This is a genomic window from Nisaea acidiphila, from assembly GCF_024662015.1.
GTDB classification, from domain to species: Bacteria; Pseudomonadota; Alphaproteobacteria; order Thalassobaculales; family Thalassobaculaceae; genus Nisaea; species Nisaea acidiphila.
This window is the reverse complement of record NZ_CP102480.1, coordinates 902,501-916,954: the sequence shown is the minus strand read 5'-3', so window position 1 is coordinate 916,954 and position 14,454 is coordinate 902,501. Positions and strand designations below refer to the sequence as shown.

Annotated in this window: 14 protein-coding genes (1 of these 14 running past the window's edge); all 14 read left to right on the top strand. The window is 63.5% G+C overall.

Going from position 1 to position 14,454, the window contains the following annotated elements; genetic code table 11:
- Positions 1-55 precede the first annotated feature (55 nt).
- The gene (locus tag NUH88_RS04285) at positions 56-2,344 is read left to right on the top strand and encodes an NADP-dependent malic enzyme (RefSeq protein WP_257770165.1); all 2,289 of its coding nucleotides are present in this window, start codon (positions 56-58) and stop codon (positions 2,342-2,344) included.
- 4 nt (positions 2,345-2,348) lie between these two features.
- Complete coding sequence (gene mgtE, locus NUH88_RS04280; RefSeq protein ID WP_257770164.1) at positions 2,349-3,884, top strand: magnesium transporter; 1,536 nt, start codon at positions 2,349-2,351, stop codon at positions 3,882-3,884.
- Between the two features lie 44 nt (positions 3,885-3,928).
- A complete protein-coding gene (locus tag NUH88_RS04275; RefSeq protein WP_257770163.1) occupies positions 3,929-4,321 on the top strand; it encodes a MerR family transcriptional regulator in 393 nt (130 codons plus the stop codon).
- Positions 4,314-4,805 carry a PaaI family thioesterase gene (locus NUH88_RS04270; protein ID WP_257770162.1) on the top strand — a complete coding sequence of 164 codons (492 nt, stop codon included), beginning with the start codon at positions 4,314-4,316 and terminating at the stop codon, positions 4,803-4,805. The genes NUH88_RS04275 and NUH88_RS04270 overlap by 8 nt, the downstream gene beginning before the upstream one ends.
- A gap of 52 nt (positions 4,806-4,857) precedes the next feature.
- Positions 4,858-6,030, top strand: a complete 1,173-nt coding sequence (locus NUH88_RS04265; protein WP_257770161.1) for an isovaleryl-CoA dehydrogenase — start codon at positions 4,858-4,860, stop codon at positions 6,028-6,030.
- A 13-nt stretch (positions 6,031-6,043) separates the two neighbouring features.
- Complete coding sequence (locus NUH88_RS04260; protein WP_257770159.1) at positions 6,044-6,655, top strand: DNA-3-methyladenine glycosylase I; 612 nt, start codon at positions 6,044-6,046, stop codon at positions 6,653-6,655.
- Positions 6,656-6,682: 27 nt separating this feature from the next.
- On the top strand, positions 6,683-7,087 hold the full coding sequence (locus tag NUH88_RS04255; RefSeq protein WP_257770157.1) for a RidA family protein: 405 nt from the start codon (positions 6,683-6,685) through the stop codon (positions 7,085-7,087).
- 10 nt (positions 7,088-7,097) lie between these two features.
- Positions 7,098-7,772, top strand: a complete 675-nt coding sequence (locus NUH88_RS04250; RefSeq protein WP_257770155.1) for an SDR family oxidoreductase — start codon at positions 7,098-7,100, stop codon at positions 7,770-7,772.
- A gap of 27 nt (positions 7,773-7,799) precedes the next feature.
- Positions 7,800-8,420: a 2-hydroxychromene-2-carboxylate isomerase gene (locus tag NUH88_RS04245; protein WP_257770154.1), complete on the top strand. Its 621-nt coding sequence runs from the start codon at positions 7,800-7,802 to the stop codon at positions 8,418-8,420.
- Positions 8,421-8,433: 13 nt separating this feature from the next.
- Positions 8,434-10,041 carry a carboxyl transferase domain-containing protein gene (locus NUH88_RS04240; RefSeq protein WP_257770153.1) on the top strand — a complete coding sequence of 536 codons (1,608 nt, stop codon included), beginning with the start codon at positions 8,434-8,436 and terminating at the stop codon, positions 10,039-10,041.
- A 4-nt stretch (positions 10,042-10,045) separates the two neighbouring features.
- Positions 10,046-10,855, top strand: a complete 810-nt coding sequence (locus NUH88_RS04235) for an enoyl-CoA hydratase/isomerase family protein (RefSeq protein WP_257770152.1) — start codon at positions 10,046-10,048, stop codon at positions 10,853-10,855.
- Positions 10,852-12,870: an acetyl-CoA carboxylase biotin carboxylase subunit gene (locus NUH88_RS04230; protein ID WP_257770151.1), complete on the top strand. Its 2,019-nt coding sequence runs from the start codon at positions 10,852-10,854 to the stop codon at positions 12,868-12,870. The genes NUH88_RS04235 and NUH88_RS04230 overlap by 4 nt, the downstream gene beginning before the upstream one ends.
- Positions 12,871-12,943: 73 nt before the next feature.
- Positions 12,944-14,338: an SLC13 family permease gene (locus tag NUH88_RS04225; protein WP_257770150.1), complete on the top strand. Its 1,395-nt coding sequence runs from the start codon at positions 12,944-12,946 to the stop codon at positions 14,336-14,338.
- Positions 14,339-14,357: 19 nt separating this feature from the next.
- Positions 14,358-14,454: the 5' portion of a DUF1489 family protein gene (locus tag NUH88_RS04220; protein ID WP_257770149.1), read on the top strand. The gene runs 344 nt beyond the window's last position; only the first 97 of its 441 coding nucleotides appear in the window; it begins with the start codon at positions 14,358-14,360; its stop codon lies beyond the right edge, outside the window.

Sequence of the window (14,454 nt, the reverse complement as noted above, 5' to 3'; positions counted from 1 at the left end):
GGACGGCGTCGGTCTATCCAAGAGACGGATGCAGATCTGATCGGGGAGAGCCATTGTGGCTGAAGGATTGAAGGACGCGGCACTGTATTTTCACAAGCATCCGCGGCCAGGGAAGCTGACGGTCGAAGCGACCAAGCCTCTCGCGACGCAGCGCGATCTGTCGCTCGCCTATTCCCCGGGGGTCGCCTATGCCTGCACCGCGATCGCCGAGGACCCGTCCGAAGTCCGCAACCTGACGGCCCGCGGCAACCTCGTCGGCGTGGTGACCAACGGTACTGCCGTGCTCGGTCTTGGAAATATCGGCCCGCTGGCTTCCAAGCCGGTGATGGAAGGCAAGGCGGTTCTATTCAAGAAATTCGCTTATATCGATGTTTTCGACCTTGAGGTCGATGAGACCGACGTCGACAAATTCTGCGACGTGGTCGCGGCGCTGGAGCCGACATTCGGCGGCATCAATCTCGAGGACATCAAGGCGCCGGAATGTTTCGAGATCGAGGAGAAACTGCGCGCGCGGATGAACATCCCGGTCTTCCATGACGATCAGCACGGCACGGCGATCATCGTCGCCGCGGCGATCCTGAGCGGTCTGCGCTGCGTCGAAAAGAAGCTGGAAGAGATCAAGCTTGTCACCTCCGGTGCCGGCGCCGCCGCGCTCGCGTGCCTGAAGCTGCTCGTCTCTATGGGCGTCAAATACGAGAATATCACCGTCACCGATATCGACGGTGTCGTCTACAAGGGCCGCGCCGCAATGAACGCGCATCTCGAGCCCTTCGCACAGGACACGGACGCCCGCACGCTTGGCGATGTGATCGACGGCGCCGACGTTTTTCTCGGGCTGTCCGCGCCCGGCGTGCTGAAGCGCGAGATGGTCGAGAAGATGGCGAAGGACCCGCTGGTTCTGGCGCTCGCCAATCCGGATCCCGAGATCCTGCCGGAAGATGTCCGTGAGGTGCGGCCCGACGCGCTGATCTGCACCGGCCGTTCTGACTATCCGAATCAGGTGAACAACGTCCTTTGCTTCCCCTACATCTTCCGCGGTGCGCTCGATGTCGGGGCGACGACGATCAACGAGGAAATGAAGATTGCGGCCGTCGAGGCGATTGCCGATCTGGCGCAGCAGGAAGTCACCGATGTGGTTGCGAGCGCCTATGGCGGCGAGGCGCCGACCTTCGGGCCGGACTATCTGATCCCGAAGCCGTTCGATCCGCGCCTGATCCTCGAGATCGCGCCGCGTGTCGCCAAGGCGGCGATGGAGAGCGGGGTCGCGACCATGCCGCTCGACGATTTCGGCTGGTATCACGAGAAGCTCAGCCAGTTCGTCTACCGTTCCGGCCAGGTGATGCGGCCGATCGTTCTCTCCGCCAAGCAGGATCCGAAGCGTGTCGCCTTCGCCGAGGGTGAGGAGGACCGCATCCTCCGCGCGGCGCAGACTGTGGTCGACGAGCAGATCGCCCGTCCGATTCTGGTCGGCCGGCGCAACGTGATCGCCGAGAAGATTGAGGAGCTGCATCTGCGTATGCGTCCGGATGTCGATATCGACATCGTCGATATGCAGGCGGACGAGCGGCTGGACAGTTTCGCCGAGACCTACCACGACATGATGGCCCGTCGCGGCGTTTCGCCTGACCGGGCGCGGCAAATCATGCGCAACCGGCCGACGGCGATCTCCTCCGTGATGGTCTGCCGCGGCGAGGCCGACGCCGGGATCTGCGGCGCCATCGGACGCTGGCGCGATCATCTGGTCGAGGTGATAGACGTCATCGGTCCGCGACAGGGCGTGCATCGCTGCGCCGCGCTCAGCCTTCTGATCATGCCGCAGGGGCCGGTCTTCATTCTCGATACCCATGTCAATCCGAAGCCCTCCGCCTCGGACCTGATCGAGATGGTTGGCCTCGCCCTTACCGAGGTTCGCAGCTTCGGCATCGAGCCCAAGGTGGCGCTGCTCTCGCACTCGAATTTCGGCTCTTCGAGCCTGGAATCGGCCGTGCGTATGCGCGAATCCGTGGCGGCGCTGAAGAAGCACTACCCGGATGTCGAGATCGAGGGCGAGATGCATGCGGACGCGGCACTCTCGGAGTCGATCCGCGAGCGGGCCTTTCCGAAGGCCGGGCTCACGGGAGCGGCAAACCTTCTCGTCATGCCGAGCATCGATGCGGCCAACATCTCCTTCAATCTGCTGAAGACCCTTGGGCGCGGCCTGTCCGTCGGCCCCATGCTGCTCGGCACCGCCTATCCGATGCATATCCTGCCGTCCTCGGTCACGGTGCGCGGCATCGTGAACATGGCGGCGGTCGCGGTGGTCGACGCGCAGGCGCATCATCAGGCCCGTTCCAAGAAGGAATGACGGGATGACCGACGAAACCCCGAACGGACCGGAATCGCCGAACGTGAAGGCGGCCGCGCCCGAATCGAAGGGGGCGTCGGAAAACGATCTCGCCGTTCAGCGTGCGCGCAGAGCGAAGCGCAAGCAAAAGAAGCTGAAGCGCCGGATCAAGGATCTGGAGCAGGAGCTCGCCGTCTATGACAGTGTGGCCGCCTCCAAGCTTTACGGCCTGACGCCGGAACTGGAGCGCGCCGTTGCCGAGGCGCTCGCGGAGGACAATCCGCGCCAGCTCTACCGCCTCGTTCGACCGCTTCACGCAGCCGATCATGCCGACCTTATCGAGCGCTATTCGGGCCGCGCGCGCGAGCGGCTGGTCACGGTGCTCGGGCGCTATTTCGACCCGGAGACCCTGACCTATCTCGATGACCGGGTGCGCGAGGAAGTGATCCCGCTGCTCGACGAGGAAGTGCTGAAGCTCGCATTCCAGAAGCTGGAGTCCGACGACGCCGTCGAGATCCTCGGCGAGCTGGACGAGGAAGAGCAGGCCCGGCTGCTCGAGGTTCTGCCCGAGAGCGAGCGCGCGATCGTCGAGGAAGGGCTCAATTACGAGGACGAAACCGCAGGCCGCCTGATGCAGCGCGAACTGGTGACCGTGCCGGAGCACTGGACCGTCGGCCAGACGATCGATTTCCTGCGGACCAATGCGGCGCTGCCGAACTCGTTCTACGATATCTTCGTCATTGACCCGGCGCGCCGCCCGCTCGGCAAGCTCTCTCTGAGCCGCCTGCTCCGGACCAAGCGTCCGGTGCTGGTCGAGGACATCATGCAGACGGACTTCCACAAGGTTCCTGTGGTGATGGACCAGGAAGACGTCGCCATGCTGTTCCGGCAATACGGTCTGGTCTCCGCGCCGGTCATCGACGCACATGACCGGCTGCTCGGCATGATCACGGTGGATGACGTGGTCGAGGTGATGAACGAAGAGGCCGAGGAAGACATCCTGCGCCTCGGCGGTGTTGCCAATGACGATCTCCATGGAGGGCTGCTGAACACCACACGCAGCCGGTTCTCCTGGCTCGCAGTCAACTTGGTGACGGCGATACTCGCCTCCGGCGTGATCGGCGCGTTCGAGACCACGATCGACAAGATTGTGGCACTCGCGATCCTGATGCCGATCGTTGCCTCGATGGGCGGTAACGCGGGAACCCAGACGCTGACGGTGGCGGTTCGCGCGATCTCGATGCGCGAGCTCAGTTCGACCAATGCGCTCAAGTTCGTCATCAAGGAGATGACCGTCGGCTCGCTGAACGGGATCATGTTCGCGATCATCGCCGCGGGTGTCTGCTGGCTCTGGTTCGGCGACTGGGAGATCGCGGCGGTGATGGCGCTGGCGATGGTCATCAATCTCTTCGTCGCCGGGTTGTCCGGAACGTTGATCCCGATCACGCTGGAACGCATGAAAGTCGATCCCGCCGTGGCTTCGACGGTTTTTCTCACAACGGTGACCGACGTGGTCGGGTTTTTTACCTTCCTCGGTCTGGCGGCGCTGTTCCTCATCTGACTTGCCTAATTGACGTGGACGTCAATCGGTGATCTCCTTGCTCCATGCTGAAGGAAATCACCACGGCGGATCTTGCGCGCGAGTTCGGGCTGACCACCCGGGCAATCCGGCACTACGAGTCCGTCGGGCTGATCGCGCCGGCGCGGCGTGGCCGTACGCGGCTTTTCAGCCAGCGCGACCGGGTGCGGTTGGGCCTCATTGCCCGGGGGCGTCGGCTCGGCCTGGCGCTTGAGGAAATCCGTGAAATCATCGATCTCTACGATGCCGAACGCGGCGAGGAGCGCCAGATCCTGCTGCTGCTCGGTAAGCTGAGGGCGCGCCGCGCGAAGTTGCAGGAGCAGGTGCGGGAATTGACCAGCATTCTCGAAGAGCTCGATTCCGTCGAAGCAAGCTGCATTCAGACATTGACGGATCTCTCGGGGCAGGCAAATGATTGACGTGAACGTCAACGAGAGTCCGATGGTCGCGCTCCGCACCCCCAATCCCGACTTCGCCGTCCGGGTGCGTGAGAGTTTCGCGCGTCAGGCTTTCATGACGCATATCGGGGCTGTGTTGACGGAAGTCGAAGCGGGGCGATGCGAGATCGTTCTGCCTTATCGCGAGGAACTGACCCAGCAGCACGGATTCTTTCATGGCGGCGTGATCGGCACGCTGGCGGACAATGCCTGCGGCTATGCCGCCTTTACGCTCGCCCCCGCCGATGCCAGCATCCTCACCGTCGAATACAAGATGAACATCGTCTCGCCCGGCGACGGGGACCGGCTGGTGGCGCGAGCGAAAGTTGTTCGCCCCGGGCGCTCGCTGGTGGTCTGCCAGGCCGATATCCATGCCGAGAAGAACGGGAGCGAGAAACTGGTCGCCACCGCGCTCGGCACTCTGATGCTGATGCATGGCCGCGACGACGGCCCAAATGTCTACTGATCGGAACAATATTTACGGAGCGGACAAAGATCCGCAGCGGAGGAAACAGAGGATGATCCCGAACGACATTCCGTCCCTGAATTACGATCTGGGCGAGACTGCCGACATGCTGCGCGACGCGGTGCGATCCTTCTCGGCGGACGAGATTGCGCCGCGGGCCGCCGATATCGACCGGACAAACGAGTTTCCGATGGATCTCTGGCCGAAGCTGGGCGATCTCGGTGTGCTCGGCGTTACGGTCGGCGAGGAATATGGCGGCGCCGGCATGGGCTATCTCGAGCATTCCGTCGCCATGGAGGAGATCAGTCGGGCCTCGGCCTCGGTCGGGCTCAGCTACGGCGCCCATTCCAATCTCTGCGTGAACCAGATCCGCATCAACGGCACCGAGGAGCAAAAGCGCAAATATCTGCCGAAGCTGATCTCGGGCGAGAATGTCGGCGCGCTGGCGATGAGTGAGCCGGGCGCCGGGTCGGACGTCGTCTCGATGAAGCTGCGCGCCGTGAAGAAGGGCGACCGCTACGTCCTCAACGGCAACAAGATGTGGATCACCAACGGTCCCGATGCCGACACGCTGGTGGTCTATGCCAAGACCGATCCCGACGCGCATCAGCACGGCATCACCGCATTCCTGATCGAAAAGGGCTTCAAAGGGTTCTCGACGGCGCAGAAGCTGGACAAGCTCGGCATGCGGGGATCGAACACCTGCGAGCTGGTGTTCGAGGATTGCGAGGTGCCGGAGGAGAACGTCCTCGGCAAGCTGAATGGCGGCGTGCGGGTGCTGATGAGCGGCCTTGATTTCGAGCGCGCGGTGCTCGCTGCCGGGTCCCTCGGCATCATGCAGGCCTGCATGGATATCGTCGTGCCGTACCTCCACGAGCGCAAACAGTTCGGCAAACCGATCGGCGAGTTCCAGCTCATGCAGGGCAAGATCGCCGACATGTATGTGACGATGAATTCGGCCAAGGCCTATGTCTACGCGGTCGCCAAGGCCTGCGACCGGGGCGAGGTCACCCGCAAGGACGCGGCCGGCGCGATCCTCTATGCCGCGGAGAAGGCGACCTGGATGGCGCTGGAGGCGATCCAGTGCCTTGGCGGCACCGGCTATATCAACGAGACCGCGACCGGCCGCCTGTTGCGCGACGCCAAGCTCTACGAGATCGGCGCCGGGACCAGCGAGATCCGCCGCATGCTGATCGGGCGCGAACTGTTCAAGGAAACCGCCTGACGGGGAGGGCCAATTGGCCATCGAACACGATAACGGCCTCGTCATCGAGGCGGACGGCAAACCGCGTTGCTGGTGGTGCGCTGGGGACGATCTCTATCGTCACTACCACGATACCGAGTGGGGCCAGCGGGTGCGCGACGACCGGACGCTGTTCGAGAAGATCTGTCTCGAAGGCTTCCAATCCGGTCTCTCCTGGCTGACGATCCTCCGCAAGCGGGAGAACTTTCGCGCCGCTTTCGCCAATTTCGAAATCGCAAAGGTGGCCTCGTTCGGGGAAGCCGATATCGAACGCTGCGTGAAGGATGCGGGGATTATCCGTCATCGCGGCAAGATCGTCTCCACCATCAACAATGCACGCCGGGCAATCGAGCTGATCGAGAAGGAGGGCTCGCTTTCCGACTATGTCTGGCAGTTCCGGGCAGAACACCGGGGGCCGGAGAGGCTCGACTATCCGACGCTCCGGCAGATGGCGGTGACACCGGAATCGACGGCACTTTCGAAAGATCTGAAGAAGCGCGGCTGGAGCTTTGTCGGGCCGACGACCTGCTATGCATTCATGCAGGCGATGGGCATGGTCGATGACCATGTCGAGGGTTGTCACGTAACGGTCGGAGAGAGACGGTAGCCTGTGCCGCACCGTCGGGGAGGACACATGATCGGCAAGCGCATCTATTCCGGTTCGCCATTCGAGGAGATGGCCGGCTATGCCCGCGCCGTCGTCGATGGCGACATGGTCTATGTCTCGGGGACGACCGGCTTCAATCCCGAAACCATGAGCTTCCCCGATAGTGTCGAGGAACAGGCCGAACTCTGCTTTCATAATATCCAGCGAGCGCTCGTCCAGGCGCACAGCAACCTCGAGAACATGCTCCGGGTTCGGATCTTCGTGGCAAGCCGAGAAGAGTTCGACCGGATCAAGCCGATCATCAAAAAGTATTGCGACGCCGCGCGGCCGGCCAACACCACGATCATCTGCGACCTCGCGGAGGAACAGATGCGGGTCGAGGTCGAAGTGACGGCAAAGACGGTCCATCGCCCGCAGGGCAACGAACGCTGAGGAGATTTCCATGCCGACAGTTCTCATCACCGGAGCCAATCGCGGGATCGGTCTCGAGCTCGCCCGCGCCTACGCCGCGGACGGCTGGAACGTCATCGGCACCTGCCGGAAACCGGAGAACGCGACGGATCTGAAAGCGGTCGGCGGTGTCGAGATTGTCGCTCTCGACGTCACCGATCCGGCGAGCGTTGCCGCTCTCGCGGAGCAGCTTGGGGACCGGCCAATTGATGTGGTGCTGAACAATGCAGGCATCAATCACCGGGGCTCCACTCTCTCCGAGATCGATTACGGCAACTGGGCGGAGACAATGGACGCCAATGTGTTCGGGCCCATGCGGGTTTCCGAGGCGCTGATGGCGAACGTGCTCGCGGGCGAGCGCAAGCAGATGGCCTATATCAGCTCGAAAATGGGTTCGGTCGCCGAATGTACCGGCGGGTCCTACATGTACCGGTCCTCCAAGACGGCCCTGAACATGGCGGTAAAGTGTCTCTCGCTTGAGTTCGCGCCGAAAGGAGTCACGGCGGTCATGTTCCATCCGGGACACGTCCGCACCGATATGGGCGGTCCTTCTGCCCCTGTCCTGGCGACGGAGAGCGCGGCCGGGATCAAATCGGTGATCGACAATCTCAAGCCCTCCGACAACGGGCGTTTCTTCAACTACGACGGAACCGGGCTGCCCTGGTAGGCGGCACGCATACAAGGGAGCGAAACCATGACCGGGAGTGACACGGGCGGCGATCCGATCCTCTTCTACTTCGACTTTTCCTCGCCCTTCGCCTATCTGGCCGCGCACAAGATCAACGACGTGGCCAAGCTCTACGGCCGCGAGGTCGATTGGCGGCCGACCCTGCTCGGTGCCGTCTTCAAGATGAACGGCAACAAGCCGTTGATGGATCAGCCGCTGAAAGGCGCTTATGCCCGCCGCGATCTCGATCGCTGCGCGCGGATGTTCGGGGTGCCGATGCAGTTTCCCGACAGCTTCCCCTTCCTTTCCGTCGCCGCGGCGCGTGCCGTCTGGTGGCTGAAATCAAAGGACGAGGCCCTGGCGCAGAAGGTCGCGCTGGCGCTGTTCAATGCGGCCTTTCAGGAGAAAAAGGCCATCAACAGCGCCGAGGCGGTGATCGAGATCGCCGCCGCAAACGGCGTCGATCCTGAGGAACTGAAGGCGGCGCTGAACGATCCGGCCGTGAAGGAGAAGCTGAAGACCGAGGTGGATGCCTCGATCGAGGCCGGCGTCTGCGGCGCGCCTTATTTCATCGTCGACGGTGAGCCGTTCTGGGGCGCCGATCGGATCGACCATATCGAGCGCTGGCTCAGCACCGGCGGCTGGTAAGAGGCGAATTTCAATGAGTGTTCTCACGACGGCGCTCAACAGCCGGGACGAGACTTTCCGGCGTAACGCCGAACACATGCGGGGGCTTGTTGCGGATCTTCAGGCCCAGGTCGCCGTCGCCAAGGAAGGCGGCGGTATGCGGAGCCGTGACCGTCACGTCGCGCGCGGCAAGCTGCTGCCGCGCGAACGTGTCCGGACCCTGCTCGACCCCGGCGCGCCTTGGCTCGAACTCTCCCAGCTCGCGGCGCATGGCATGTATTCCGGCGATATCGCATCGGCGGGGATCCTCACCGGCATCGGCCGGGTCATGGGGCAGGAGGTCATGATCGTCGCCAACGATGCGACGGTGAAGGGCGGCACTTATTTCCCGATGACGGTGAAGAAGCATCTCCGGGCCCAGGAGATCGCCTGGCAGAACCGATTGCCCTGTATCTATCTGGTCGATTCCGGCGGTGCCTTCCTGCCGGCGCAGGACGAGGTCTTTCCGGACCGCGACCATTTCGGCCGCATCTTCTACAACCAGGCCAACATGTCGGCGGACGGCATTCCGCAGATCGCGGTGGTGATGGGCTCCTGCACGGCGGGCGGTGCCTATGTCCCGGCCATGTCGGACGAAAGCATCATCGTGAAGGAGCAGGGCACGATCTTCCTCGGCGGCCCGCCGTTGGTTAAGGCGGCGACCGGCGAGGTGGTGAGCGCGGAGGATCTCGGCGGTGCGGACGTGCATTCCCGCGTCTCCGGCGTGACCGACCATATCGCCAATGACGATACCCATGCGCTCGGCATCGCCCGGCGGATCGTCGGAAATCTGAACCGGGTGAAGAATCCGAATGTCGCCATCCGCGAGCCGGTTGAGCCGCTCTACGATGCGGAAGAGATCTATGGCGTCGTCTCGGAGGACAGCCGCAAGCCGTTCGACGTGCGCGAGATCATCGCCCGGATCGTCGACGGCTCCGAGTTCGACGAGTTCAAACCGCTCTATGGCACCACGCTGGTAACCGGCTTCGCGCATCTTTGGGGCTATCCTGTCGGCATCGTCGCCAACAACGGGATCCTGTTCTCGGAATCCTCCCTGAAGGGGGCGCATTTCGTCGAACTCTGCTGCCAGCGTGGCATTCCGCTCGTCTTCCTGCAGAACATCACCGGCTTCATGGTCGGGCGGAAATACGAGGCCGGCGGCATCGCCAAGGACGGCGCCAAGCTGGTGACCGCGGTCGCCTCGGCAAAGGTGCCGAAATTTACAGTGATCATCGGAGGCTCCTTCGGAGCCGGGAACTACGGCATGTGCGGCCGGGCCTACAGTCCGCGCATGCTTTACATGTGGCCCAACGCCCGGATCTCCGTCATGGGCGGCGAGCAGGCGGCGAACGTTCTCGCCCAGGTGCGCCGGGACGGTCTTGAGGCCAAGGGTGAGGGCTGGCCGGAAGACGAGGAAGAGGCCTTCAAGGCTCCAATCCGCGAGCAGTATGAGAGCCAGGGGCATCCCTACTACGCGAGTGCCCGGCTCTGGGACGACGGCATCATCGACCCCGCCGATACCCGCACCGTGCTCGGCCTTTCCATTTCAGCCTCGCTGAACCGCGAGATCGAGCCGACGAAGTTCGGCATCTTCAGGATGTAGGTCCATGCAGACCCAGTACCGATTGGAACGGCCGGAAAGCCTCCTTGTGGAGGACGCGGCGGGCATCGTCACCGTCACGCTGAGCCGGCCCGAAATCCACAATGCCTTCGACGAGATCCTGATCAAAGACCTGCACGTGCTGTTCCGCGCCATGGCCGGGCGCGACGACGTCCGCGTGCTGATCCTGACCGGCAGCGGGACCAGCTTCTCGGCCGGCGGGGACCTCAACTGGATGAGGCGGGCGGCAGACCATAGCGAGCACGACAATTTCGAGGATGCGATGCGCTTCTCGAACATGATGGACGCGCTCTACAACCTGCCGATGACCACTGTCGCCAAGGTGAACGGAACCGCCATGGGCGGCGGCTTCGGACTTTGCACCTGTTGCGATATTGCTGTGGCTTCGGAAAGCGCGAGCTTCGCTCTTTCCGAAGTCCGGCTCGGGATCATTCCGGGTGTGATCAGTCCGTATGTGATCCAGGCGATCGGTGTGCGCGAGGCACATCGCTGGTTCCAGACCGGCGAGCGGATCGGGGCGGCCGAGGCGCAGCGTATCGGAATTGTTCACGCGGTCCATCCGCAGGAGGAACTGGACGGAGCGGTTGCGAAAATAGTCGGCGAGATCATGAAATCCGGCCCTGATGCTGTCCGCGCCTCGAAAGCGCTGCTCCGGGAGATTGCCGGACGCCAAGTGGATGATACCACGCGCCGTGAGGCGGCACAGCGAATCGCTCACCAGCGGGCATCGCCGGAAGGCCGCGAGGGCCTCGCCGCCTTTCTCGAGAAACGCAAGCCGAACTGGATTTCCCGATGAGCGGCATCCGGACCATCCGCACCCTCCTGATCGCCAACCGGGGCGAGATAGCCTGCCGTATCGCTCGGACGGCGAAAGCCATGGGGATCCGTACCGTCGCCGTCTATTCCGAGGCGGACGCGTCGGCGCAGCATGTTGCCGCAGTTGATGCCGCTTATCCGATTGGGCCGGCGGAAGCGGCGAAATCCTATCTCGACATTCCGCGCCTGATCGAAACCGCGAGGTTTGCGGGAGCCGACGCCATTCATCCGGGTTACGGCTTCCTCTCAGAGAATGCGGGCTTCGCGAAAGCCTGCGCCGAGGCGGGGATCGTTTTCGTCGGACCGGATGTTCCGGCGATCGAGGCGATGGGTTCGAAGGCGGCGGCGAAGGAGATCATGGCGAGGGCCGCCGTGCCTTTGGTGCCCGGCTATCATGGCGGCGAACAGGATATAGGCATCCTGAAAAAAGAAGCCCTCGCGATCGGCTTTCCCGTCTTGCTGAAGGCAAGTGCCGGCGGCGGCGGCAAAGGCATGCGCGTCGTCGAATCGGAGCCGGATCTGGAAGCGGAGATTGCCGCCGCGAAGCGCGAGGCCAAGGCGGCTTTCGGCGACGATCGCATGCTGATCGAAAAATACCTGACCCGCCCGCGTCATGTGGAAGTGCAGGTGTTCGCGGACCGGCACGGCAATGTCGTGCATCTTTTCGAGCGGGACTGCTCGGTGCAGCGCCGCCACCAGAAGGTCGTGGAGGAGGCGCCGGCGCCGGGACTCGCCGAGGAAATCAGGAGCGCCATGGCGGAGGCCGCCGTGAACGCGGCGAAAGCGATCGACTATGTCGGCGCCGGCACGGTCGAGTTCATCATGGACGAGGACGGCAGTTTCTATTTCATGGAGATGAACACCCGTCTCCAGGTCGAGCATCCTGTCACGGAAATGATCACTGGTCAGGATCTCGTCGCATGGCAGCTACGGGTGGCAGAGGGCCATGTCCTGCCGCTTTCGCAGGGAGAGATTCGTCCGAACGGCCATGCGGTCGAGGTGCGGATCTATGCCGAGGATCCGGCACGGGATTTCCTGCCCCAGACCGGGCACCTGACGCGGCTGGCCTTCCCGGCGGAAGAGGACGGCATTCGTGTCGATAGCGGCGTTGTGGAAGGCGATGCCGTGACCGTTCACTACGATCCGATGATCGCCAAGCTGATCGCCCACGGGCGGGACCGGACCGAGGCCCTGCGGAAGCTCTCGCGCGCCCTCGAAGAGACCCGGATCGCCGGGCTCGCGAACAATGTCGCCTACCTGAAGCGGATCGTCGACCATCCGGCTTTCGCCGCGGGTGAACTCGACACCCGATTCATCGAGCGCCACGGCGCGGATCTCGCCGCGCCGCCGCGCGACGAGGAGAGATTGCATCGGATCGCGGCCGCGGCCGCGATGGAGGCGCAGAGGGTGGCGGCCGCCGAAATGGCCCGCCATAGCCGTGATCCCTTCTCCCCCTGGGCGCTGGCGCACGGCTGGCGCCTCAACGATTCCCCGCTGCACCGGATCACACTCCTGCGGGACGGTGAGGAGATCGAGCGCGCCTACCGCATCGTGGCCGCCGGATACCTGTTCGAGAATGACGGCGATGCGGCGCTGGTGACGATTCTTCCCTCCGCACAAGGAGGCTACGCGGTCCGGATCGATGGGGTCACGTTCGAAGGCGAATTACGCGCGGGCGGTGATGGTGTGACACTCTTTTCGGGTGGGGCGGCGCATCGCTATCATCTGAAATCCGCACTGGCCTCCGGTGCGGATGCGGGCGAGGATTCCGGCCATGTCACGGCACCGATGCCAGGAAAGCTCATCGCGGTGCAGGTTGCTGCGGGCGCGGAAGTGTCCAAAGGCGATCCGCTGATGTTGCTGGAGGCGATGAAGATGGAGCATGTGATTCGCGCGCCGGAGGACGGTGTGGTGGCCGCGCTTCATTTTGCGGCCGGCGATCAGGTCGAGGAGGGGGCGGACCTGCTTCTCTTCGAGAAAGCCGGCGGGGGCTGAGCCGCCGGCACGGGGCCGGGCACCTGTCCGGTTCCGAATTGTCCCGTCCGAAAGAGTTGGATAGATCCCGAAGATGCAGAGTTTCGCGCCCCGTCACCTGATCCTGTTGCCGGTTTTGGCCATCGGCGCCTGGCTCGCCTTCCTGCCGCCGGAAGGCATGCCGCCCGGAGCGGCGCCGGCGGGCGCTCTGGTGGTGCTCTGCATCGGGCTCTGGGCGACCGGGGCGATCGCCGAGCATCTGGTGGCGATGCTGCTTTTCTTCCTCGCCATGGTCTTCGCCATCGCGCCGCCCGCGACGGTGTTTTCCGGATTCGCTTCGGGCGCCTTCTGGCTGGTCTTCGGCGGCCTGATCATCGGCGCCGCAGTCGACGTCACCGGACTCGGCAAGCGGCTCGCGCGGGCGATCACGGCGCGGATTTCGGGCGGCTACGGTGCGGTCATTGCCGGCATCGTCACGGTCTCTGTGGTCCTGATCTTCCTCATGCCCTCGACGCTGTCGCGCATCGTCCTGCTGATGCCGATCATTCTCGCCCTCGCGGACCGGCTGGGGTATGCCGACGGCAGCAAGGGGCGGCAGGGCATGGTCCTTGCGATGATCCTGAGCTCCTATCTCTGCTCCGTCGGCGTGCTTCCTTCCAATGTCCCGAACAATGTCCTGGTTGGCGCGGCCGAAACCTCGCACGGTGTGGTGATCCGTTATTTCGACTATCTGCTGCTGCATTTTCCCGTGCTCGGCGCCGTCAAGGCGGTGATGATCGCGCTGCTGCTCACCTGGATGTTCGGGGAAGCGGCCGAGCCGAAGGCGGACGAGGTGGAAGAGACGGGGCCGACCTGGGCTGGGATGACCCTCTCCGAGAAGAAGATGGCGCTCTATCTTGCCATTGCGCTGGTTCTCTGGGCGACCGATGCGGTGCACGGAATCTCGCCGGCATGGATTTCTCTCGGGATCGGCATTGTCTGTCTGTTGCCCGGCGCGGGTCTGGTTTCTCCCGATGTCTATCGACAGAAGATCTCGTTCAATCCGCTGATCTATATCGCGGGTATTCTCGCGGTCGGGGCGCTGGTCGCGCAGTCCGGTCTCGGTACCTGGGTCGGTGCCGAGCTCATCGCCGCCGAGGGACTTGAACCCGGAAACCCCGCCGAGGCCTTTGCCGTGATCGCCGGGTTAGGCACCTTCCTCGGCATGATCTCCACCATGCCGGCCGTGCCGGCGGTGCTGGCGCCGCTCGCGAGTGAACTCTCCGCTGCGAGCGGCTTTCCGCTCTTTCAGGTCATGAACCTGATCGTCGTTGGCTTCTCGACCGTGATCATGCCCTATCAGGTTCCGCCTTTCGTTATCGGGATGCAGCTCGGCAACGTGCCGCTCGCCTCCGGTGCGCGGGCCTGTCTTGCGCTCGCGCTGCTTTCGTTCCTCGTCATCCTGCCTCTGGATTTCATCTGGTGGTGGATGCTTGGCATGTTCGGCTAGAGAGGCGGCGGATCGCAGCATGCCACTCAATCTGGTTAAACTTTGCGTCGGCATCGAGTCGGTCGAGCAACTTGAGCAATATCGCGACGAGCAGAGACGGCGCTTCGATGCGGCAG

Excerpts from the sequence above, each read along its gene's own strand:
- mgtE (WP_257770164.1), top strand. The coding sequence starts at position 2,349 with ATGACCGACGAAACCCCGAACGGACCGGAATCGCCGAACGTGAAGGCG.
- NUH88_RS04275 (WP_257770163.1), top strand. The coding sequence starts at position 3,929 with ATGCTGAAGGAAATCACCACGGCGGATCTTGCGCGCGAGTTCGGGCTG.
- NUH88_RS04270 (WP_257770162.1), top strand. The coding sequence starts at position 4,314 with ATGATTGACGTGAACGTCAACGAGAGTCCGATGGTCGCGCTCCGCACC.
- NUH88_RS04265 (WP_257770161.1), top strand. The coding sequence starts at position 4,858 with ATGATCCCGAACGACATTCCGTCCCTGAATTACGATCTGGGCGAGACT.
- NUH88_RS04255 (WP_257770157.1), top strand. The coding sequence starts at position 6,683 with ATGATCGGCAAGCGCATCTATTCCGGTTCGCCATTCGAGGAGATGGCC.
- NUH88_RS04250 (WP_257770155.1), top strand. The coding sequence starts at position 7,098 with ATGCCGACAGTTCTCATCACCGGAGCCAATCGCGGGATCGGTCTCGAG.
- NUH88_RS04245 (WP_257770154.1), top strand. The coding sequence starts at position 7,800 with ATGACCGGGAGTGACACGGGCGGCGATCCGATCCTCTTCTACTTCGAC.
- NUH88_RS04240 (WP_257770153.1), top strand. The coding sequence starts at position 8,434 with ATGAGTGTTCTCACGACGGCGCTCAACAGCCGGGACGAGACTTTCCGG.
- NUH88_RS04235 (WP_257770152.1), top strand. The coding sequence starts at position 10,046 with ATGCAGACCCAGTACCGATTGGAACGGCCGGAAAGCCTCCTTGTGGAG.
- NUH88_RS04230 (WP_257770151.1), top strand. The coding sequence starts at position 10,852 with ATGAGCGGCATCCGGACCATCCGCACCCTCCTGATCGCCAACCGGGGC.
- NUH88_RS04225 (WP_257770150.1), top strand. The coding sequence starts at position 12,944 with ATGCAGAGTTTCGCGCCCCGTCACCTGATCCTGTTGCCGGTTTTGGCC.